We start from the raw sequence: 20,790 nt of genomic DNA, 5'->3' as shown, positions 1-20,790 counted from the left end.
GGAAACCCGGGGCGGTTCAAACGCGTAGCCATAGGCACTTTAGACAGACGAATTGGGCTGCGTCCTTTGATACGATCGGGGGCTGAACTTGACTAGTGAATGACGGCAGATGAACGATCCACATGGCTCTGACACAGGCTTCAGTGTCCACATCCTTTGGGAGGATGCAGAGCGCACTTTCTGTCGCGTCCAGTCCCCGAGCGGCAGCGATAGCGTCCTGACTCTGCGGACCACCGAGGAACATCCCTCGATCGCCCTTCTCGAGCGCCTTGCTCACGAATTCGCGCTGAAAGAACAACTGAATGGTACGTGGGCGGTGCACCCGATAAGGCTGGTACGCGAAGATGAACGGATGGCACTGGTTTTCGAGGATCCGGGCGGCGAACCACTTGAGCGACTGGTGGGCGCGCCTCTCGCAGTGGAACGTGTTTTGTGCCTCGCTGTCGGAATTGCCGGGGCGCTTGAGAAGCTCCACCGGAGTGGGTTCGTTCACAAGGATTTCAAGCCTGCTCATGTGCTAGTTGACTGCACGGACAGCCGGCCGCGGCTCACAGGATTTGGGATCGCTTCACGACTGCCGCGCGAGCGGCAATTTCCACAGCCACCCGAAACGATCGCCGGCACCCTACCCTTCATGGCGCCCGAACAGACTGGGCGGACGAACCGCTCGATCGACTCTCGCAGCGACCTCTACGCGTTCGGAGTTACGCTTTATCAAATGCTCACGGGGTCCCTACCGTTCACTGCTGCGGATCCGATGGAATGGGTACATTGCCATGTTGCGCGTAAGCCGGTGCCTCCGATAGCACGGGTAGACACGGTCCCCCTTCCCGTCTCAGAGCTTGTCATGAAGCTGCTCGCCAAGACGCCCGAGGAACGGTATCAGACGGCGGCTGGCGTCGAGCGGGATCTGAGGCATTGCCTGACCGAATGGCAGCGTCAACGCCACATCGATCCCTTTGTGCTGGGCGAATACGACATGACCGACCGCCTCCTGATCCCTGAGAAACTCTACGGGAGGCAGAGGGAGGTGGATGCATTGACCACTGCGTTCGATCGCGTAGTCAGGACTGGCATCCCTGAACTCGTGCTCGTCTCCGGGTATTCGGGTATCGGCAAATCCGCAATCGTCCATGAACTGCATAAGGCACTCGTACCATCGCGCGGGCTGTTCGCGTCGGGCAAGTTCGACCAATACAAGCGCGACATACCCTATGCGACGCTCGTTCAAGCTTTTCAGGGCCTGGTCAGGCCGCTACTCGGCGAGCCTGACGCGGAACTCGCAACCTGGCGCGAGACGTTGATCGGGGCACTCGGTCCTAACGCGCGACTAGTGACCGATCTGATCCCTGCGCTCAGGCTGATCATCGGCGATCCCCCGCCCGTCCCAGAGCTCGAGCCGAATCAGGCGCGCCGCCGTTTTGAAGTCGTCTTCCAGCGCTTTATCGGCGTCTTTGCGCGACGTGAACATCCGTTGGCACTATTTCTTGACGATCTGCAATGGCTCGACGCCGCGACGCTCGACTTGCTCGACGGGCTCCTTGCGCGCTCGGATCTGCAGCATCTGATGGTAATCGGCGCCTATCGCAGCAATGAGGTAACTCCCGGACATCCGCTGCTGCACAAGCTTCAGACGTTAAGGGCTGCCGGCGCAAAGCTCGATGAAATTGTTCTCGCGCCTCTTGCTTGTGAACACGTGGAGCAACTGATTGTCGAAGCGCTTCACTGTGAGCCGGGACGTGCGGCACCGCTTGCGCACCTCGTGCATGAGAAGACGGCGGGCAATCCGTTTTTCGTCATTCAGTTTTTGCGCGAGCTTGCCGATAGCGATCTGCTGAGCTTTGCCCATGACACGGCCTGTTGGAGCTGGGACCTGCCCCGCATCCACCGGAAAGAGTACACCGACAATGTAGTCGACCTAATGGTGGTAAAGCTAGTGCGCCTACCGGCGTCAACGCAACGCGCCGTGCAACAGCTTGCCTGTCTCGGCAACACCGCCTCCTATGTGATGCTGCCTAAAGTTCTGGGCGTCTCGGAGCAGGAAATTCGGGCGCTGCTGAAGCCGGCACTCGCGCAGGAGTTGGTGGAGCAACTAGAAGACGCCTACGGGTTCGTGCACGACCGGGTGCAGGAAGCCGCCTATTCGCTGATTCCTAAAGAGTTACGTGCTCACACGCATCTGCGTATTGGACGGCTACTCGCGGCGCAAACTCCCGCTAGCAAACGGGAAGAGGCGATCTTCGATATCGTCAGTCAGCTTAACCGAGGCGCGGCGCTGGTGAGATCCAGGCAGGAACGCCAACAACTGGCTGCCTTTAACCTGATCGCCGGCAAGAGAGCCAAGGCGTCGACAGCCTATGCGTCGGCGCTCACCTATCTCACTGCCGGCGCTCAACTCCTCCAGGACGATTGCTGGGGACGTAGGCACGAACTGGTCTTTCCGCTCCAGTTGAACCTGGCAGAATGCGAGTTCCTCACCGGGCGGCTAACCGATGCCGAAGAGCGGCTGGCGATGCTGTCAAACCGCGCGACGAACACGGTCGATCAGGCGAGCGTCGCGTGTCTGCGAATGGATGTTTACCTGACTCTCGATCGAAGCGATCTGGCGGTCGAGGTTTGCCTCGATCACCTCCGTCAACTCGGCATCGACTGGCCGGCACACCCACATGAAAGCAACGTACGGGGGGAGTACGAAAACATACGGTTGCGGCTTGCGGGCCGGACTATCGAGGCACTCATCGATATGCCGTTGATGTCGGACCCAGCGTCGCTCGCAATTACTGACGTGCTTAGCAAGCTCCTGAGACCAGCCTGGTTTTTTGACGCGAATCTGGCTTCTCTCGCTATATGCAAAGTGATCAGCTTGAGTCTGGAGTGCGGGAACTGCGACGCCTCGTGCTTCGCGTATGTCATGTTCCCGCGGATCGCTGGGCCACGCTTTGGCGATTACCACGCTGGAGTCCAGTTCGGTCAGCTCGGCTTCGATCTGGTCGAGCGACGCGGACTCAAACGCTTCGAGGCAGTCACCTATCTTTGCTACGCGCTGTATGTTGTGCGCTGGACGAAACACGTGCGCTTCAGCAGCGAAGTGCTGCGCCGTGCGTTCGAAGCAGCGGGCCGGACCGGTGACCTTCCGTCTGGCGCCTATACCTGCTGCCATATCGTTTCGGACCGACTTTTCGGCGGTGACCCTCTAAGCGATGTCGAACTCGAAACTGTACAGGGCCTCGCGTTTTCCAGGAAGGCACGTTTCGGCCTGGTCGTCGATAACCTCACCACGCAACTCGCATTGATCCGGATGCTCCGCGGCGTCACACTGAAATTCGGCCACTTCGACTATGACGAGTTCAACGAGCTTCGTACAGAGGAGCACCTGTCCGGCAACCCCGCGCTCGCGACGGCCGCGTGCTGGTACTGGATCCGGAAACTGCAGGGACGATTCTTTTCAGGCGACTATGTGGCCGCCATGAACGCGGCATCGATCGCGCAAGAGCAACTTTGGAGCTCGTCGCCGCACCTGGAGGAATGCGAGTACCATTTTTACGCCGCTCTCACAAGGGCCGCGCATTTCGACCGGGTGCCGGCCGAGGAGCGACAGGAGCACCTCCACAGCATCGCCGCGCATTGTCGGCAATTGGAGATCTGGGCGAACAACTGTCCGGCGAATTTCGGCAATCGGGTTTCACTGGTAAGCGCCGAGATGGCGCGCCTGGAAGGCCGTGATCTCGAGGCGATGCGACTCTACGAAGCGGCCATTCATCTTGCGCGCGCAAACGACCTCATACACAATGAAGCGCTTGCCAATGAACTCGCATCCGCGTTCTACGCGGCGCGGGGGTATGAGAAGATTGCCCGTGTCTATTTGCAGGACGCACGACGGGCTTATCGACGCTGGGGGGCAGAAGGCAAGGTGCGTCAACTCGACCAACTGCACCCAGGTCTCAGGGCCGACGAGCGAGCGCCTGACTCAGGCAGCACTATCGGGGCGCCTCTCGAACACCTTGACCTTGCTACCGTCATAAGGGTGTCGCAGGCTGTTTCCGGAGAGGTTTTCCTCGACAGACTGATTGAGACGATCATGCGTACCGCTATCGAGCAGGCGGGAGCCGAGCGTGGATTACTGATACTTTCGCATACAGGAGAACAGCGGCTCGCAGCGGAAGCATGGACGGACAGCGACAAGGCATGCGTCCAATTGCGTGATGCACCCGTGAGCGCGACCATGATTCCCGAGCCTGTTCTCTACGATGTATTGCGCACAGGCGAAAGTGTCATTCTCGATGATGCTGCGGCCGATCCCAGGTTCGCGACAGATCCTCATATCCGGCAGTATCTGCCTCGTTCCGTCTTATGCCTGCCATTAATGAATCAAGCGAAGCTGATCGGGGCCCTGTACCTCGAAAACAATCTGATCACCCGCGCCTTCAGATCGACCCGGATTGCACTGCTGCGGCTGCTCGCGTCGCAGGCGGCGACTGCGCTGGAGAACACCCGCCTGTACCGCGACCTGCGGGAACGGGAGGCCAGGATTCGCCGCCTCGTCGACGCCAATATCATTGGCATCATCGTCTGGAATGCTGCCGGCGACATTCTCGAAGCCAACGACGCTTTTCTTCGCATGGTGGGATATGAGCGAGAGGATCTTGCGTCAGGATGCCTCCGCTGGAGGGATCTCACGCCAACTGACTGGAAGGAAAGCAGCGAACGGGCTTTGGCCCAAATCAGAAACGACGGTGACGTTCAACCCGAGGAAAAAGAATACATGCGGAAGGATGGCAGTCGTATACCGGTCATGGTCGGCCGCGCTGCTTTCGACTGTAGCGGGAACGAAGGCGTTGCTTTTGTAGTTGATCTCACGGAGCGCAAGGAAGCTGAGCACCGCTTGCGTGAGTCCTACGAGATGCTGCGTGAACTTGCCTCACATCGCGAGACGGCTCGCGAGGATGAACGCAAGCACATTGCGCGGGAAATGCACGACGAACTCGGGCAACACCTTACCGCGCTTCGCCTGAGGGCGTCGATATTGCGCATGAGGCTTGGCGCGGATCACCCGGATCTGGTCGAGCATACGCAGGCGCTCGTTTCACTTGTGGATGTAACGATGCAGGTGGTCAGAGGCGTTATCGCGTCGCTGCGCCCCGCAGCGCTTGATTCCGGTATTGCAGCAGCGCTCGAGTGGCTCGTGGCCGATTTCAACCGCAACGGCCGGACGGTCTGTCATCTCAACTTGCAGGACGAGAATATCGCCGTAAGCGAGGATCGCGCTATCGTGCTGTTTCGCATCGTTCAGGAGGCACTGACCAATGTCACCCGACACGCTGCGGCCAGAAGAGTAATCATCGCATTAGAGCGAACCCCCGATGCTTGCCTTCTCGAAGTGCACGACGACGGTTGCGGATTCGATGTTTTTGCAACGAGAAAGAGGTCATTCGGACTGGCAGGGATGGAAGAGCGTGTTCTGATGCTGGGCGGTGCGATCGACGTTATCAGCTCGCCGGGAGCCGGCACCATGATCAAGGTGCGACTTCCTGACAAGTGGGCGATCGAGAATAGCCGTTAAAGTCACACACGTAACGCCTGCGCTCGCTCGGCGTGCTGAACCGAAGGTCCGGAATCCGTGCGCGCCGCAGATCCGGAACTCGCCGTTCCGAGATCGGTCGGAAAAAGTGGACGCCAACGTTTCGTCATACCGAGAAGCAGGGGCGGGGGCATGACTGTATTTGCCGGCCTGAAGGAACTGTACAGTGGTAAAATTGTCGGCTAGGCGGTAAGGGAACGGATGACGACAAATTTGGTCATGTCGGCGCTGTTTCGCGCTGTCGTGACCCGCCGGCCTGGTTCACCATAGCGATCGAGGATGGCACTAGCGCCCGCTCGCCTATCAAACACTCATCGGCCACCTTGACATACACGCGTTGCTGAGCCGCCGTGGCAACCGCTACAACAACGCCCCGATCGAATCCGTCGGGGCAACGCCGAAGAATGAACTGGTCTAGCATTAATGTTTTGCCACGTGCGAGCAGGCACGTTTGGCGATCACCGAATACATCGAAATCCTCTACAACCGGCAACGCCCGCAGGCGCTGCTGACTACCAATCGCCTGTCGCGTTCACACGACGCTTTTATCTGAATCAAATCACTGCTTAACCTGTTGGCCTTCGCCAATTCCGTCCGATCCAGTATCGCACGCATCGCGAAGCCATGGCCGACTTGTTCAAATACCTTGACATGTTCTATAACCGCCAGTCGTCGTCATTCATGGCGTGGCTTGTCACCAACTCAGTTCATGCAGGACTGGCCTGCGCGGCTAACGGACTAACTCGGGGCCTCTGGAAGGCGAAAAACCGGGCGCATGAAATGGGTCAGCCGCTCCCTAATTTCGATAGAAGCACTTCACAACTGCGGCGGGCGTGCGGAACACTTCCGCCGCGGGTTCCTTGCCCGCAATCAGTGATCTGGCCAAGACAAACAGCGGAATGGAAGCCAGTTCCACCAGTGCACCTTCCCCTCGGACATCGGCCAATGCTACGTTTGATACTACGCCGCTGATGATTGCGCGAGTTCCTTTTGTCATCGCCTAGGTTCTCGGCCGACATTGTGCCAAGCCCAAAGACCGGCCACATTACTCCGTCGCCTGACTCCCCGGACCATCTATCGGGCCGGTCCCACAGTAGTAGGGATAACTCTCGGTAGGGTCTTTCTGGTTTGTGTATATGCATATATCGCTCGCCGCGACCGCATAGGCCTGCGCCGCCACACCCATTAGAACCGCGGACAGAAGGCCACCAAAAAGCACACTCTTCATCTTTTCCATATACATTCCTTTGTTAACATGCCGTAAATTATGTGACTCGTCCACTGGGCGCCGCAATCGCGTACCTTACTAAATTGTCTGATCAACTGCCAGAAGAAAAGCATCAAGTATATTGATACCAACGCACGATCGTCGGTGGGGACCGTGCTGCTAGGTCGAGAGGTGGTCTCGGGCACGACGCGGGCAAAGAGCCCACGACTTTCCGGTTACTTTTTGATGCCATTTTCATTTCTTCGCATTCCTGCCAACAGACTGTTGCCGCTCACCGACGGGCAAGTGCCGCGTGCCAGCACGGTCCTGGTTCATGCACCTGTCGCGATCCCGCCGCCCTGGTAAGTGTTCATACTGTCCGCAGACTATTGCGGGTGGCCTGTTTCGCGCTGAATGCCTTGAGTGTGCGTCGGATCATCTTCGTCATTTCCTCGTGTCCGCTGAATGCGTTATCGCCGCCCTCCTTGTTGCTACGGGAAACATGGGCTCGACATACTATCAACGATATTTTATCAGGCATAAGTTACTTTTACTTTTCATCATCCGCGTCATTAATATATAAGTATGATTTTGGTTTCTATGGTCATTGTGGACTATAGGTCATCAAAGGGCGAAATTGGCTGCCACCTATAGTTTGCATAATAGAATGTGTTGAGTGCTCAGCCAGACGATCAGATGCTTGAACTTACCGTTTTGCAAAGTGGAGAAACGAAACCGATGATGAAAAGTTTACTTGTTGTTGCCCTTGCGCTCGGCGCATCGTATTGCGCTGCTGCTGAAACGTACGAAAGCTGCCCGATGCCTGCCAACATCAAGATTGCGCGGGGTGTGTACACGGCAACAACCAACGATAACGAGGGTGAATGGATTGGTACTTCGAGAGGGCCGGGCGACGGTAATATCAAGGAATTTACTTCTGCCATGTTTTTTCCGCCGCAACTTGATAATGACGGTTCTGTGCGATCGCCGTTAGTCCGGTGCTCCTACGAACTTGCCCAAGGCGGCCATTTGGATCTACGGTTCGACCCCAGGCCGCCGCTACCTGGTCTAAGGGTCGATGTAGGTTTATGGCGCCGGAAATCGGGACCTTACGATCTCGACTACTATGAATGCACTGAGCGGGCCGCTTGGCGTTGTAGGTTCGAGGTCGTTCGGCGGCCCTGACCTGAGCAATCGTAAGCGTACGATTTCTCTCGCCTCGCTTTTGCGTTCAGCAAGATCCGCGATTTCGTCCGCAACACCGACTTGCGGGCGCAATGAGGCCCGGTCGAAAAGAATGTGAGCCAACGTTTCGTAATACCGAGAAGCGGAGGTATGGATGAATCGAATTTCAAAAGCGGTCTATACGAAGGAGCTCCGCGACAAGCGGTCAAGCTGACCTTGATTGAACGGGTTGGGATATCGGAAGATTTCTGACGATTGTCGGCTCCAATGAAAACGGAGGCAAACTGGGGGCGCTCGGCGAAGCATGTAAGCTCAAGGACGTCGGACGACAAACTCCCGGAGCTTGCCGGCTTAAGTTCGAGAATGGGGGGCGCGGAATCTGAGGTTTTGCTTGCTGGTCATGTTGACAACTGTCTGGACCGTGAGAGTTTTGATGATTACGTTAAATTCTCCGGCGCTCTGGAAAATGGAAAATTCTTGTCGAGTGGGCGTCGAAAATTAGCGTTGACCAATGTCTTGGCTCAGACCATGTCCTAACTATCCGGATTTGAGGTCCAATGTAGTGCGAACTGCAGAGCGACTGTAGCGATGGACGTCGTATCGGAGCGCTTCGCCGCAGGCGAGAATGAACCAATAGGGAGTCGTAGTTTTGAAACTGAAGAAGAACATGAGGTGTGTTTGCACTCGGAATGCCGTGACACTCGCACTAGCCGTATGGCTCGTGACAGGCTGCTCTGCCGAGGCACAGCAGGATGCGTTCGTGCCGCTCGTGCGCAGCATGGCAGATCGCCTCAACACCGCGGACCAGGTCGCCCTGAACAAGTGGGACACGGGCCAACCCGTCTATGACCCTCAGCGAGAAGCGCAAGTCATCGCAAATGCGGTGGCGATGGCGTCTGAGTACGGACTAACCACGGAGGATGTGACAAACATTTTCTCGGACCAAATTGAAGCTAACAAAGAAATTCAGTACGAGCTGCTCAGCAACTGGATGCGTCAGGGCAATGCTCCCGCAACGCCTCGCCAGAGCTTGCCGGGCGTTATTCGACCCATTCTGGATAAGCTGCAGGCCAATATCATGCTGAATTTGAAGGGCGTGGCGCCTCTTCGCAGCAATACAGACTGCCAGACACAGGTTGCAACAGCAGTGGGACGCGTCGCCCAACAAACGTCGCTTGATGCCCTACATCTCGCGGCCCTCGACCGTGCGGTCGCGCGGATATGTGTCAAGTTTTGACTTTCCGGGGGGGCTAAAGACATGCAAGGAAGCTTCCTGAAGGCGGACATATCGGAACTCGGTTGCGCAAATGGCGGCGTTGCGCATTTGAGATGGAGAGGATCCCCTGCGCTGGGGCACCAGCATTGTTTCAATGTCGAAGCGTGCCCTGACGACGTGCGCAACGTTCTTTGGGGACTATCCGTGAGTAGAGTGGCGACGAAACCATTGCCGACGCGATGCTTTACGGTCTCATGTGGCGTCATCACTGGATCACGCACAGGTGGACCACTTAGAAAACATCCCCAAAACCCCAACGTCCTGGAGCCGAACTCGATCTCAACTGCGGAAAAACCTACAATCGACATCGCGCAATGCCAGACCCGCCGAGTCGGTCACGATTCCAAATCGGCGATCAAGTTCGCTGAAGTACGCATCATCCTTTAATACGCCGTGTTCGGCTCATCAACCTTCTACGCTGAGATAGGAAGCATGGACGACCAAACAGCGCGAAATGTACTCAGACAGGCTGATGGCTGGATCGACTGGAATGACGTCCGGAACGCGCCGGACTGGCGGCAAGGAAAGATTGTGCTGGACGGTAGATTTAGTGCAGACGAGCTTCGTGCGATCATCGAGCTTCGGCGAAACACTCGCTAGCAATAGTCGAGATCCCTGACCTCTCGCTTCTATCCCGGCCGTGATCCCCGTTACTATCTTCCCACCTCGATATTTGTGGCTTTGGCCTGCTAGGCCCCGCATGATTCGTCCCCCAGTGACCTGCTCCCAACGAGTAGAGCTAACCGGAACCTAGTAAAGTTCGTTTCGGAGAAGAAGACGAACATGAAGAAGCGCTTTACGGAAGGACAACTCATCGGTTTTCTGAAGGAAGCCGATGCCGGTGTGCCAGTCAAAGAGCTAAGCGAGAAGCAGGGGTTCAGTCATGCATCGTTCTACACTTGGCGTGCGAGAGGAGAGGAGCTCATTTGGTGAAGGATCAGTTGCCCTTGGCGAGTTCGAGTGAATCGGGAAGGGTGCGCTTCGGTTCCGTGGCCCCCTCCCTCCTCTTCTAGATCCATCTATTTCTGACGAACGGCAGAAACGACCGAAAGGAAGAGGTGCACCATACGAGGGTCGAACTGCGAGCCTGCACCATCAACAATCGCCCGTATCGCCTGACTTCTGGGGATAGCGCGCTTGTAGACTCGCGCATACCGGATGGCGTCGTAGGCATCAGCGACTGAGACGAGACGCGCTGCCATCGGAATCGATTCGCCCCGAAGGCCGCTAGGATAGCCAGTTCCGTCCCATTTTTCGTGATGACACAGGGCTACCTCCCTGAGGAGACCAGCCAAATCGGATTGCGGAAAGCCGGAAGCTACCTGGTCAATCAGCTTCGCACCGAGTGCCGCGTGAGCCTTCGCCGCTGAGTATTCCGCTTTGTCAAGCGCACTCGGTTTGCCAAGGATTCGCGCCGATACAGCGGCTTTGCCTATGTCGTGAAAAAGCGCAGCAACTGACAGGCGCTTCGCCCAAATTTCGCAGGCGGTGTCCGTGTTCCAGCCCATCCCGCTCATCTTGCTCGTCATCCTACTCGCGAGTGCCGCGACGCGCTTGCTGTGATTGACTGTCTGCCGGATGACCATAGAATTGAGTTTGTAATCTAGGGACCCGTTAACTTCGATAAAGCGCTGCAACGCGGCCACGCGCAACCGCCGGGTAAGAGACGATCCGGGTTCCATCGGTCCATCTCGCTTAAGCGGTCGATGCTCAAACGTATTCGCGGGGCATCTTGGTCGCCCCCATTCGTCATTGGTTAGCTCATGAAAATGCATTCAAATCTCCAAACGGTTTGATCGAACCATTAGACTTACGACGATCGTTTCGTGCGCGATATGTTCCTTTCCCCAATACATGCAACTGCCCTCCAATTCGACAAACCGCTCCCTTTCAGAGGAGCCCTTGAGAACTCGTCGCCAACTTGTTGCCAGTTCCATCGCGAGCTGAGGCCATGAACTGATTCGACACGGCGGATGATAAAGGTAAGTCCCGCAAACACAAATCGACAAGAGGGCAAAGTGTGCGATGCGTCAAGGTGTTCTTGCATTGACAATGGCGAGGCTTTTTCGATTTCCGGAGATTACGTCTCACAAGACACCTCTTGAGGGCCGAATCTCAGGGATTCCGATGCTGCACCGGAGATGACCATCTTGTTGCACTTATGACGGTCGCATGTCCGGAACGCGACAAAGTGATGGGGCCCAGTCGGTCGGAACCTGCACTGACCGTCTCTTTCTTGTGGCCCACAAATTGCTGGGAATGGCTGCACACCTCACAAGGAGTCTTCCATGCTCAGGAAAAGGATCGATCCGCAAACGCTTGAGGCCATGCTTGTCGAAGCGACGGAAAATGCATTATCTGACTATGACTCATCGCTCGCGTTGGATGACGATTTAGAGGCAATCGTCCAGTTCGGCGACGCTTTCGCTGCCCTTCGTGCACATGGTGCGGACACCGAATCGGATACGTAACCTGTGGAGGATGCTGAGGCTGACGGCGATATTCACAGCTGGCGTGATGACGTTTTTTTCGCGACTCAGGGATTCGACGCTGCGCGATTGGGTCGCTCGCAGTGCGTACCTAAGCGAGCGGCTCGAATCCATCTCAGTAGCCGAAAAGCCGTGGGGACAATCAAGCCGCCGCATTCGCTTGCTGGCAGCGATTGTGAGCAAATGAGCACCAGACGTTGGAATAAGGTTCAGCAAAAGGTGGATTGGCGGCGGTCCAAGGTGGTCGACTCCGAAAGACGTCAAAGTGACCGTCCACATGCGCGGGAACTGTTGGTGAAGCGGCTTCCCATGACGTAGATGCTCATGCTGGGAAGCTGGACACGACCTATCATCGAATCCGCCCTTATCGTCAAGTCGGTTCCTTTTCGTGGTTTCACGCGGGGCGACTATGATGCATAGACCGCATCCTGACGAAGCAAGCCGCCTTGGCGTCGGACAAGCGCAATCGGCATTGGTCTGAACGGTATCACGCTGCCACGAAAGACGCCAAAGATTCTCGACAACACCGATCCGAAGGTTCTGCGGTCCAGCATTGACTATCTCAATGTACAGGTCTACGTATTGGTGCGAAACCATCGCACCGGGCTTCAAGTCCTTGGCATAGACAATGCACATGAGTTCGTCCAAGCCGTGAGCCGTCGTCTGCGAAACGTTCAAGGATGCGGCCACGATCGTAGACAAGCGGGTCCATCACATTTCGATGTAACGGATGTGTTCCTTGTTGGCGAACACACAGATCGGGATGGGATGCTGCAGCTCGATGTTGCTCTGACCACGAGTCCCTCCGATGCGTGGACGTGGGACTTAATCGTCGACAAATCGCCGTAACTTGTCGGCGCGATTTGGCTGCATCAGTTTTCGCATCGCCTTGCTTTCGATGTACCGGATTCGTTCGCGCGTCAGGTCGAATTGTTTGCCAAGTTCCTGGAGCGTGTAGCCGCACGCTACATCAATCCCGAACCGCATTCGCAGTACTTTCGCTTCACGCGGCGACAATGAATCCAGCGCTTCGTCGATTGCGGCTCGCAGATTCGAGCGCGCGGCCGCATCCGCCGGGGATCCAGCCATTGGATCTTCGATCATATCGCCAAGCGTGGCGTCGGCATCTTCGCCCACTGGCGTCTCGAGCGATAAGGGTTGCCTCATGACCTTCAGTATGTCACGAATCTTGTCTTCTGATAATTCCATGCGCTGAGCCAACGCAGCAGGATTAGCCTTTTGCCCAGTCTCCTGCAAAATCTCCCGCGAAATCCGGTTTAGCTTGTTGATTGACTCGATCATATGCGAGGGGACTCGGATTGTGCGCGCCTGATCCGCAAGACAACGCGTGACTGACTGCCTGACCCACCATGTTGCGTAAGTTGAAAACTTCCAGCCGCGTCGATATTGAAATTTGTCGACGGCTTTCATCAGGCCGATGTTACCTTCCTGGATCAGATCCAGAAGGGGCACGCCTCGGTTCGCGTACTTTCTCGCGATAGAGACCACGAGACGCAGATTCGCCTCGATCATCTTGCGCTTCGCCTGCCGCATCTTCGACTCGGCTGCCACCATCTGCCTGTTGATCTTCTTCAAGTGTTGCAAGGGCAGGCCGGCCTTAGCCTCAATATCGATAAGCTTCTGCTGTTCAGTCTGGATCTCCGGTAGACTGCGTGAAAGTGCCGCACCGTACTCGCGGGACGTCGCCGAGTTTTCAGTCCACGCGAGATCAGTTTCGTATCCCAAAAACGACTCGACGAAACGCGCGCGCGGCATGCCGCACCGGTCAACGGCAATCTGCAGAATACGTCGCTCGACCGCACGTACCTGTGCGACTTGCTGCTGCACATCAGCGCATAGCGCATCGATAGTCCGTGCCGTGAAGCGAACAGCCGCAAGCTCCCGCTGGATCGCTTCAAAAAGGCGCTCGCGGGCGACCTGCCCGTTTTCTTGCGCGGCGTCGGCTTCTGAAATCTGTTCGTACAGGTCACGAACTCGCGCAAAGATAGCGAGGCCGTCTCTCGTGAGCTGTTTCATTCGCGGTTCGCTCCCCTTCACCATGTCCCGGTCTTCGACGACGCTGCCCTCACCGCCGTCGCCCTTAGCGCTGTCGTGTTCAATGTCCGGGGTTTTAGCCGGCTCTGGCAACGACCGAAGGACCGCTTCGGAGTCTTCATTTAGGCCGTCGACCAGTTCATCGATGCGCAGTTCACCAGATTGAATCTGCTTTACCATTCGAAGGATCGTGAAGACAGTCGGCGGGCAGCGTGCGATCGCCAAGCCCATTTCGTGGAGTCCCTCTTCGATGCGTTTCGCAATCTCAGTCTCGCCCGCGCGAGTCAATAATTCGGTCGCACCCATTTCACGCATATACATCCGAACGGGATCCGTTGTGCACCCGAATTCAGGATCGACGGTTGAAAGCGCGCCTTCGGCCTCCAGATCTGCCTTGTCGTCCGACGTGGCTGCCGGCGCCGCGTCGTCCAAGAACGGCTTCTCCGTGTCAGGCGCCTGCTCGTAGACTGCAATGCCGATGTCGTTGAAAGTGCTGGCAATGATTTCAATGGCCGCGGTATGCACAAAATTGTCGGGGAGATGATCGTTGATTTCCGCATGAGTCAGGTAGCCGCGCTGGTTGCCGAGTCGGATGAGAGTGCGCATCCAGCGCTCCTGTTGCTCTTCGTCCTGCGATATCCCGTCGATCGACTGCAGGGGTGTTACGGGATCGACCTTCGACGCGCGCGGGACCGACGCGTTCAGAGCGGACGAAACTGTGCCTGGACGTGAATAGGGCCAATCGACCTTTGACATAGATTCTCCTGGACGTGATTGCCCGGCAATCGCGACCAGCGACTGTCCACACTCGGCCGACGAGCCGCGCACGTTTCGCTGTTACAGACGGACACAGGCTGTGGAATCGCAACGGGCAGTGAATGCGTAGCCCCTAGATACGGGCGGACGCGAGGGAACCGCAAGACTTGGCGAAAAGCATCAATGCGTTAGCAACGTAACACAAACTACCGCATTTCACCAGTTGGCGAATCTGGACCGTCCGCAACGTTAACGTGCTACGCCGCGGGCCACACTAAGAATTCGACATCTGGATGGATAGAATATGACGAAGCTTATCGAGATCTTTGCGTGGAACTGGAGCATCTATGAATACGGCGCGGAGTCGGAAGCGCATCAGGGCCGTTCCGGCCAAACGTCGTTGGGTTCGGTCGAGCTCCGACTTGGAGACGTGCCTCTTTCCGTCGTTCAGTCGTCGGTTCTACGCCGAAAATGGCGGTTCATTGGCGAGTAGGCCTCTCATCGAGGTCCGTACGAGAACATCTCGGCTGGACCGCTAGCTTTTGCTGTTTGACGGATATCACGTCTACGGCGTGCAACTGCCCTAGCGTGTCGGCCGCCTTCAGTACCTTCTCCCGCGTGGGCTCTGGATTGACCCTCATTAGCAAAGCCGATATTCTCGCTCTTTTTGACAGAAATCCGGCATCCACCGGGTTTCGGTGAATGGCTGGGCGTTATGGCGCCTTGGGCGCGCGCATCGGCGCATTGGCGCAATCTCGAACGCTCCTGTGGGCATGGATTTCACATCCGCCCGCGGGCGGCGGTCCTACCGGGCGCGGCACGAACTAGCAGCCACGCCACAAGATGCACATTGGCGCCGGCGTATTCCAAAGCTGAATGAGAGAAGCTGACAGTGCGGAAGCACCTTCGTGCCGAAATCGCCTATGCCGGCTCTTGACAATGTGCGGGCCTGAAAGGAGGAAATGAAATGAAGCCGCAGCTGATCCTGACAATATTGATCGCATATCTGCTGTGCGCTTGTGTTGGGGGGCACGGGTCGTCTTCTGCGCCTGCCCGCTCAGCAGAGACAGGCTTGCGGTCCAATTTCAATCGGACCGCAATTACCGCGCGTCTGCCCACGGACACCGGCGGTTTCGCAACGGCGACCGGATCAGACGATCCAGCCGTCACGGTCGACAGCCTCGCTGATCTGCTGGCTGCGTTCAGCGCGCGACAGCACCACATCCTAGTCAAGGGCGAAATCTACGGCGGACCGCGACTGACGACCATCACCTTCGCCAGCACGGACTGGAACAACACCACGATCGAAGGCGCCAGCGGTGGCAATGCGGTGCTGAAAAACGTCCAGCTTAAATTCGACGGCGAAATGCTGCCGGCAGACCAGAACATCCAGAATGTCGTGATCAGAAACATCACTTTTCATGGCGTCATCGGAGATCTACAGGCCCTACCCGCCCAAGTCTACGGCACATCCAACAACGCCGGCATCAACTATGAAGGCGTGTCGCTGCGACGGGTCACCAATGCATGGGTCGATCATTGTTCCTTCTACGATACGAGCGACAATCTGATGAGTGTGACGCTGTCATCGGATAATGTGACGGTCTCGTATAGCCGGTTTTATTTCACCAATGAATGGCTGGCGATGCGCCCCGATCCCCTGTGGGACTGGACGGGCAAGAACCAAGATCTGGCCAATGAACGCCTGGCGATGGTAGTGGGCGCATCTCGGCAGGATTCGTATGCATATGGTGGGCACAGGCTGCATGTCACCTTGCACCATAACCAGTTCGGCCCCAACCTAAAGGGGCGTCCGCTGCTGCGGGGCTGGGTCCACGCCTACGACAATTATTTCGATAACGACGCCACACCGACTGGCCTCACGGCCGTCGGGTCAGACGAGACCCAGTACAACGCCCTGCAGATCGGAAGCGGCAGCGTCGTTTATGTTGAAAGCAACTATTTTCTTAGAACTAACCAGAGCATTCAGGTCGGTCTGGATTTGCCGGACGATGTCTACTCTTTTCATGAAAACGCAAACCGGTACGTTCAGTCCACCGGCAGATCGGCAAAGGGCGAGGCTTTTTTAATCGCGCCCGTCGGTTACGCCTATCGAGTTGGGACGGCCTCGTCCGTTCTCAACGCCGCGTCGGCCTACGGTCCTCGCTAGTGCCAGCGATCAATCAGGACGACTTCCCGCTGGCTGTTGGGGTCGTCTCGCTGGCATTGACGTCAGTGCCCAGGGGCGGCCCTTTCACGATCCAACGACGCATCGCAGGCACTGCAATACCACAGATCGGGAATCGCCCGCCGCGCAGCACGTATCGGTGATTGCATTAGTATGTGCTACCGGGAGCGAGTTTCACATGCTGCGCGACGGCGCCTTCTATCAAGCGAAATCCGCCCCTCACACCGAAACGCCGGTTATCGCTTTTCTGCGTCTGACGCATCTCGGGATCGCGCGTTCCGGAGCTGTTTTTCGTCGAACTGGGCGCCGGAATCAACGTGGCAACGACCACCGTGCCGGTCTTGAGCATCATGCCTTTCTTCACCAGGATTTCATTGACCAGCGCGAGCATCTGCGCAGCCAGTCCATGGCGCTTTGAGAAGGTGACGAACCCGCAGAATCGTGCTCTCGTCCGGCAAACGCATCGTGCCGCCGTCAGATCCTGCGAAGTCACGATACAGCGGCACGTCATATAACGCTTCTTCGATCGCTGGATCGGACAGACCAAACCACTGTTGCATCAAATGAATGTGCAGCATCGTCGCGATCGGGAACGGCGGCCGTCCAGTCTTACCAGTCGGATAGTACGGTTCGAGCAGCGCAATGAGCTTCAACCAAGGCACACCGCGCCGTCCTCATCGAGAAATTCGCGCTTACGCGTGCGCTTCGTTGTCAAATCCAGGTCAAGTCCAAGTTGCGTCATCTGGGCTCTCCTTAACTCACTCCCTTCATCCCAGGATAGTTCACCGGAATCCCAATGCCAGGACTTTTGCCGACCTTCCTTAACCTTGGCCACCTGAACAACTGGAACCAAGGATGGGCGCGCCGATTGTTGATGACGAACTTTGGACGCTGATCGAGCCATTGCTGCCGTCGCCCAAACCCCGGCGCAAGAAGAATCGAGGCCGGTTGCCAGCCGAGCTGCACTGAACTGAATCCTGTTCGTGCTCAAGACCGGTATCCGCTGGCCCGACCTGTCGACGAAATAGGGATTTTCGATCGGATTCAACCTGCTGACGACGGTTGCGCGACTGACAGAAGGCCGGCGTCGGGAAACGACTGCAGGAGCTACTGCTGCCGAAGTTACGCGAGGCAGGCGAACTCGATTTCAGCCGAGCAGCCGTCGACTCTTTGGCTGTGCGAGCCGTTGGGGCGGGCGAAAAGCTGGTCCGAGCCCCACGGATCGCGCCCAGGCTCCAAGCACCACGTCCTCGTAGACGCCAATGGCGTCTTTGTCGGCGCGATCCTCACTGGGGCGAATCGCAACGACGTCACCCAGTTGCTGCCGCTGCCTGACGCCATTCCACCGATTGGCGGCCTACGTGGCCGGCTGAATTTGCCCCTGCACCTCCGGACACCGCCTCACACTTGAGTTGATGAATCGGTTGTGCGCCTGAACTCGCGTGGCGAGCGGTACTTCAGCGCGCTATGAGGGTGCTGCTCGTTGTAATGCTCGAACGCGACGGCGAGATTGCGCGCTGCGGTCGCGGCATCTGGTTTTGGCATGAAGGCCCCGATGGGCAGTTCAAACTCCTCCACTTGTGGGCGGCTAAATTCCCCCAGGCAGGACGAGCGGATTATGCGTCGGATTCCTCAGTGACGGCAAGCCTGGCAGCAGCTTCCCGGAGTCGATAGCTCTTGCCTTCAAACTCGAGGAGTTTGGAGCGATGCAGCAGACGATCAAGGATCGTCGAGGCCATGGTGCTGTCGCGAAGGTAGCGCCCCCAGTCCTGGACGACACGGTTGGACGTGACGAGGATGCTGCGACGTTGCTTGTAGCGTTGATGGACCAGTGTCTGCAGCAATTCGGCCGCGGCATCGGGAATGCGTTTGGCGAGGAACAGATCGTCAAGCACGAGGAGTTCGGGCTCGACCAGGGCCTTGAGCAGCCGGTCCTGATCGGCACGTGTTTCCACGGCATAGCCGGCGAACACGGTGTCGGACTCGACGTATCGCACCTTCATTCCCTGCAGGGTGGCGTTGTAGGCGATAGCCTTGGCGATATGACTTTTGCCGGTGCCGGGTTTGCCGATCAGCAGCGCGTTGTCGCTGTCGGCGACGAACTTCAGCGTGTGTAGCTCGAAGCAGTGAACCGCCCCGGGTTTTCCGGAGACTCCACTTCTTGAGAAAATGGAGCTATGGAAAACACGAAGAAGAAATCCCCAAGATACTCGCCGGAAGTGCGTGAGCGGGCTGTGCGAATGGTGCTGGAACATCAAGGCGACCGGGAATCGCAATGGAAAGTGATCGCGTCGATTGCGGCGAAGTTTGGCTGCTCGGGCGAGACGCTGCGTAGCTGGGTGCGCAAGGAGGAGCGGGATCGGGGTTTGCGCCCGGGCACGAGTACGCAGGAGCAGGATCGGCTCAAGGAACTGGAGCGGGAAGTACGTGAGCTTCGGCAGGTCAATGAAATCCTGCGCAAGGCGTCAGCGTATTTCGCACAGGCGGAGCTCGACCGCCGACCGAAGTGATGATCACGTTCATCGATGATCACCGGCACGTCTACGGGGTCGAGCCGATCTGCAGGGTGCTGCCAATCGCACCGTCGACGTACTACACCCATGTGGCTCGCCGCGCCAATCCTGACCTGGTGCCGCCGCGGGCCCAGCGTGACAGGATGCTCAAGGATGAGATCCGGCGCGCGTGGGAAGAAAACTTCCAGGTCTATGGCGCAGACAAGGTCTGGACGCAATTGAAGCGCGAAGGCATTGTCGTGGCGCGCTGCACGGTCGAGCGGCTGATGAAGCAGATGGGCCTGCGCGGCGTGGTGCGGGGCAAGACGGTACGTACGACAGTGAGCGATGGTTCGACGCCGTGCCCGAAGGATCTGGTGAAGCGGCAATTCACGGCCGAACGGCCCAATGCGCTGTGGGTTTCAGATTTTACCTATGTATCGAGCTGGCAGGGCTTCGTCTATGTCGCGTTCATCATCGACGTGTTCGCCCGACGCATTGTCGGCTGGCGCGTGTCGAGCTCGGCGCGCACGGACTTCGTTCTGGACGCACTGGAGCAGGCCTTGTACGAACGACAGCCGGCGCAGCAGGACGGGCTGATCCATCACAGCGACCGCGGCGTGCAATACGTATCGATCCGCTATACGGATCGGCTGGTCGAGGCGGGCATCGAGCCGTCGGTGGGCAGCGTGGGCGACTCCTACGATAACGCACTGGCTGAAACGATCAACGGCTTGTACAAGGCAGAGGTCATCCATCGCCTCGGACCGTGGCGCAATCTGCAGGCCGTTGAAATGGCGACGCTCGAATGGGTGGACTGGTTCAACAATCGTCGGCTCTTCGGCCCCATCGGCAACATTCCACCCGCGCAGGCCGAAGCCGCTTATTATGCAAATCTCGCTGGGTCTGCCGCCGTGGCATGACTCAAGCAAAATAGTCTCCGGGAAACCCGGGGCGGTTCAGTACACCCGTTTGGCATTGACGGGCACCGCGCTATGGTTCTCTCGCCGCCGACGCAACAGGCCCCACACACGACGGTAGCCATAGCTAGGCAAATCAGCAACGGCCAGTCGAATCTCTTCCACCAGACCGGCGTCGTCAGTCTTTCGAGCCGTACGCCCGTCCCGCCAGTCAGCCGGCCGCGCCAGCTTGTCCGCCACATTCGAGCGCGCTACACCGAGAACGTCACAGACCCGCTTCACTGGTCGTCCCCTGGCAATGAGGGTGAGCGCGCAATCCATTTTCGCGACTTCGCCACCTCCACTGCCTCACGAAGAATCTCATTCTCCATTGTCTTTTTCCGAGCAGTCGCTGAAGCTCCCTGATTTGCTTGAGTGCATCGCTCAGTTCCGACGCCGGCACGACTTCCTCGCCGGCACTGACAGCCGACAGGCTGCCGTCTTGATACAGCTTGCGCCAGTGAAACAGCTGATTCGGATTGACGCCGTGCTGGCATGCAACCATTGAGACCGACTTGCCCGGCTCGAAACTCTCCCGCACCATCGTCAGCTTCTCTTCAGCTGACCACCGCCGCCGGCGCTCCGGCCCCGTCAACACTTCCATC

Annotated in this window: 10 protein-coding genes, 8 pseudogenes and 1 other annotated feature; of the genes and pseudogenes, 11 read left to right on the top strand and 7 right to left on the bottom strand. The window is 57.5% G+C overall.

Features of this window, described 5'->3' with window-relative positions:
* Positions 1-109: 109 nt before the first annotated feature.
* The 3 genes and pseudogenes from QFZ94_RS40840 to QFZ94_RS40830 all read left to right on the top strand — a co-directional run.
* Positions 110-5,560 (top strand): AAA family ATPase, encoded by a 5,451-nt coding sequence (locus tag QFZ94_RS40840; protein ID WP_429463760.1) that lies wholly within the window; start codon positions 110-112, stop codon positions 5,558-5,560.
* A 147-nt stretch (positions 5,561-5,707) separates the two neighbouring features.
* Positions 5,708-6,148: pseudogene (locus QFZ94_RS40835) on the top strand (IS3 family transposase); the annotation flags it as partial.
* A 30-nt stretch (positions 6,149-6,178) separates the two neighbouring features.
* A pseudogene (locus QFZ94_RS40830) lies at positions 6,179-6,320 on the top strand (IS3 family transposase); the annotation flags it as partial.
* Positions 6,321-6,374: 54 nt separating this feature from the next.
* Here the strand turns inward: QFZ94_RS40830 and QFZ94_RS40825 are convergent.
* Complete coding sequence (locus QFZ94_RS40825) at positions 6,375-6,575, bottom strand: hypothetical protein (protein WP_429463758.1); 201 nt, start codon at positions 6,573-6,575, stop codon at positions 6,375-6,377.
* A 906-nt stretch (positions 6,576-7,481) separates the two neighbouring features.
* Between QFZ94_RS40825 and QFZ94_RS40820 the strand changes: the two genes are divergently transcribed.
* The 3 genes and pseudogenes from QFZ94_RS40820 to QFZ94_RS40810 all read left to right on the top strand — a co-directional run.
* Positions 7,482-7,970, top strand: a complete 489-nt coding sequence (locus QFZ94_RS40820; RefSeq protein ID WP_410850864.1) for a DUF3757 domain-containing protein — start codon at positions 7,482-7,484, stop codon at positions 7,968-7,970.
* Positions 7,971-8,637: 667 nt separating this feature from the next.
* Positions 8,638-9,207 carry a chorismate mutase gene (locus QFZ94_RS40815; RefSeq protein WP_429464302.1) on the top strand — a complete coding sequence of 190 codons (570 nt, stop codon included), beginning with the start codon at positions 8,638-8,640 and terminating at the stop codon, positions 9,205-9,207.
* An 822-nt stretch (positions 9,208-10,029) separates the two neighbouring features.
* A pseudogene (locus QFZ94_RS40810) lies at positions 10,030-10,158 on the top strand (transposase); the annotation flags it as partial.
* Positions 10,159-10,265: 107 nt separating this feature from the next.
* On the opposite strand, the gene QFZ94_RS40805 reads toward QFZ94_RS40810, so the two are convergent.
* Positions 10,266-10,892 carry an HD-GYP domain-containing protein gene (locus QFZ94_RS40805; protein WP_429463755.1) on the bottom strand — a complete coding sequence of 209 codons (627 nt, stop codon included), beginning with the start codon at positions 10,890-10,892 and terminating at the stop codon, positions 10,266-10,268.
* 642 nt (positions 10,893-11,534) lie between these two features.
* On the opposite strand from QFZ94_RS40805, the gene QFZ94_RS40800 reads away from it, so the two are divergent.
* A complete protein-coding gene (locus QFZ94_RS40800; RefSeq protein WP_410850866.1) occupies positions 11,535-11,717 on the top strand; it encodes a hypothetical protein in 183 nt (60 codons plus the stop codon).
* Between the two features lie 843 nt (positions 11,718-12,560).
* Here QFZ94_RS40800 and rpoD read toward each other — a convergent pair.
* Entirely contained in the window at positions 12,561-14,546 is a 1,986-nt protein-coding gene (rpoD, locus tag QFZ94_RS40795; RefSeq protein ID WP_429463753.1) for an RNA polymerase sigma factor RpoD, read from the bottom strand.
* A 304-nt stretch (positions 14,547-14,850) separates the two neighbouring features.
* On the opposite strand from rpoD, the gene QFZ94_RS40790 reads away from it, so the two are divergent.
* A complete protein-coding gene (locus tag QFZ94_RS40790; RefSeq protein WP_429463751.1) occupies positions 14,851-15,039 on the top strand; it encodes a hypothetical protein in 189 nt (62 codons plus the stop codon).
* Between the two features lie 474 nt (positions 15,040-15,513).
* Positions 15,514-16,716, top strand: coding sequence for a pectate lyase (locus QFZ94_RS40785; protein ID WP_429463749.1), 1,203 nt, complete (start codon positions 15,514-15,516; stop codon positions 16,714-16,716).
* Positions 16,717-16,951: 235 nt separating this feature from the next.
* Here the strand turns inward: QFZ94_RS40785 and QFZ94_RS40780 are convergent.
* Positions 16,952-17,476 (bottom strand): annotated as a pseudogene (locus QFZ94_RS40780) (IS5 family transposase); the annotation flags it as partial.
* A gap of 113 nt (positions 17,477-17,589) precedes the next feature.
* Here QFZ94_RS40780 and QFZ94_RS40775 point away from each other — a divergent pair.
* Positions 17,590-18,100 (top strand): annotated as a pseudogene (locus QFZ94_RS40775) (transposase); the annotation flags it as partial.
* A gap of 35 nt (positions 18,101-18,135) precedes the next feature.
* Here QFZ94_RS40775 and QFZ94_RS40770 read toward each other — a convergent pair.
* Both QFZ94_RS40770 and QFZ94_RS40765 read right to left on the bottom strand, forming a co-directional pair.
* Positions 18,136-18,285 (bottom strand): annotated as a pseudogene (locus tag QFZ94_RS40770) (integrase core domain-containing protein); the annotation flags it as partial.
* A 65-nt stretch (positions 18,286-18,350) separates the two neighbouring features.
* Positions 18,351-18,860 (bottom strand): annotated as a pseudogene (locus QFZ94_RS40765) (ATP-binding protein); the annotation flags it as partial.
* A 51-nt stretch (positions 18,861-18,911) separates the two neighbouring features.
* Between QFZ94_RS40765 and QFZ94_RS40760 the strand changes: the two are divergent.
* A protein-coding gene (locus QFZ94_RS40760; protein WP_429458928.1) for an IS3 family transposase occupies positions 18,912-20,149 on the top strand; the annotation gives its coding sequence in 2 pieces (ribosomal slippage) (positions 18,912-19,215 and positions 19,215-20,149; 1,239 coding nt in all).
* Positions 19,202-19,318: a sequence feature (AL1L pseudoknot), on the top strand. It overlaps the preceding gene by 117 nt.
* A gap of 39 nt (positions 20,150-20,188) precedes the next feature.
* Here the strand turns inward: QFZ94_RS40760 and QFZ94_RS40755 are convergent.
* Positions 20,189-20,789, bottom strand: a pseudogene (locus tag QFZ94_RS40755) (transposase); the annotation flags it as partial.
* Between the last annotated feature and the right edge of the window lies 1 nt (position 20,790).

The organism is Paraburkholderia sp. JPY465 (assembly GCF_050436725.1).
In the GTDB taxonomy this organism is placed as follows: domain Bacteria; phylum Pseudomonadota; class Gammaproteobacteria; order Burkholderiales; family Burkholderiaceae; genus Paraburkholderia; species Paraburkholderia youngii.
The sequence above is the reverse complement of the archived record's forward strand: the minus strand, read 5'-3'. Positions and strand labels throughout refer to the sequence as shown.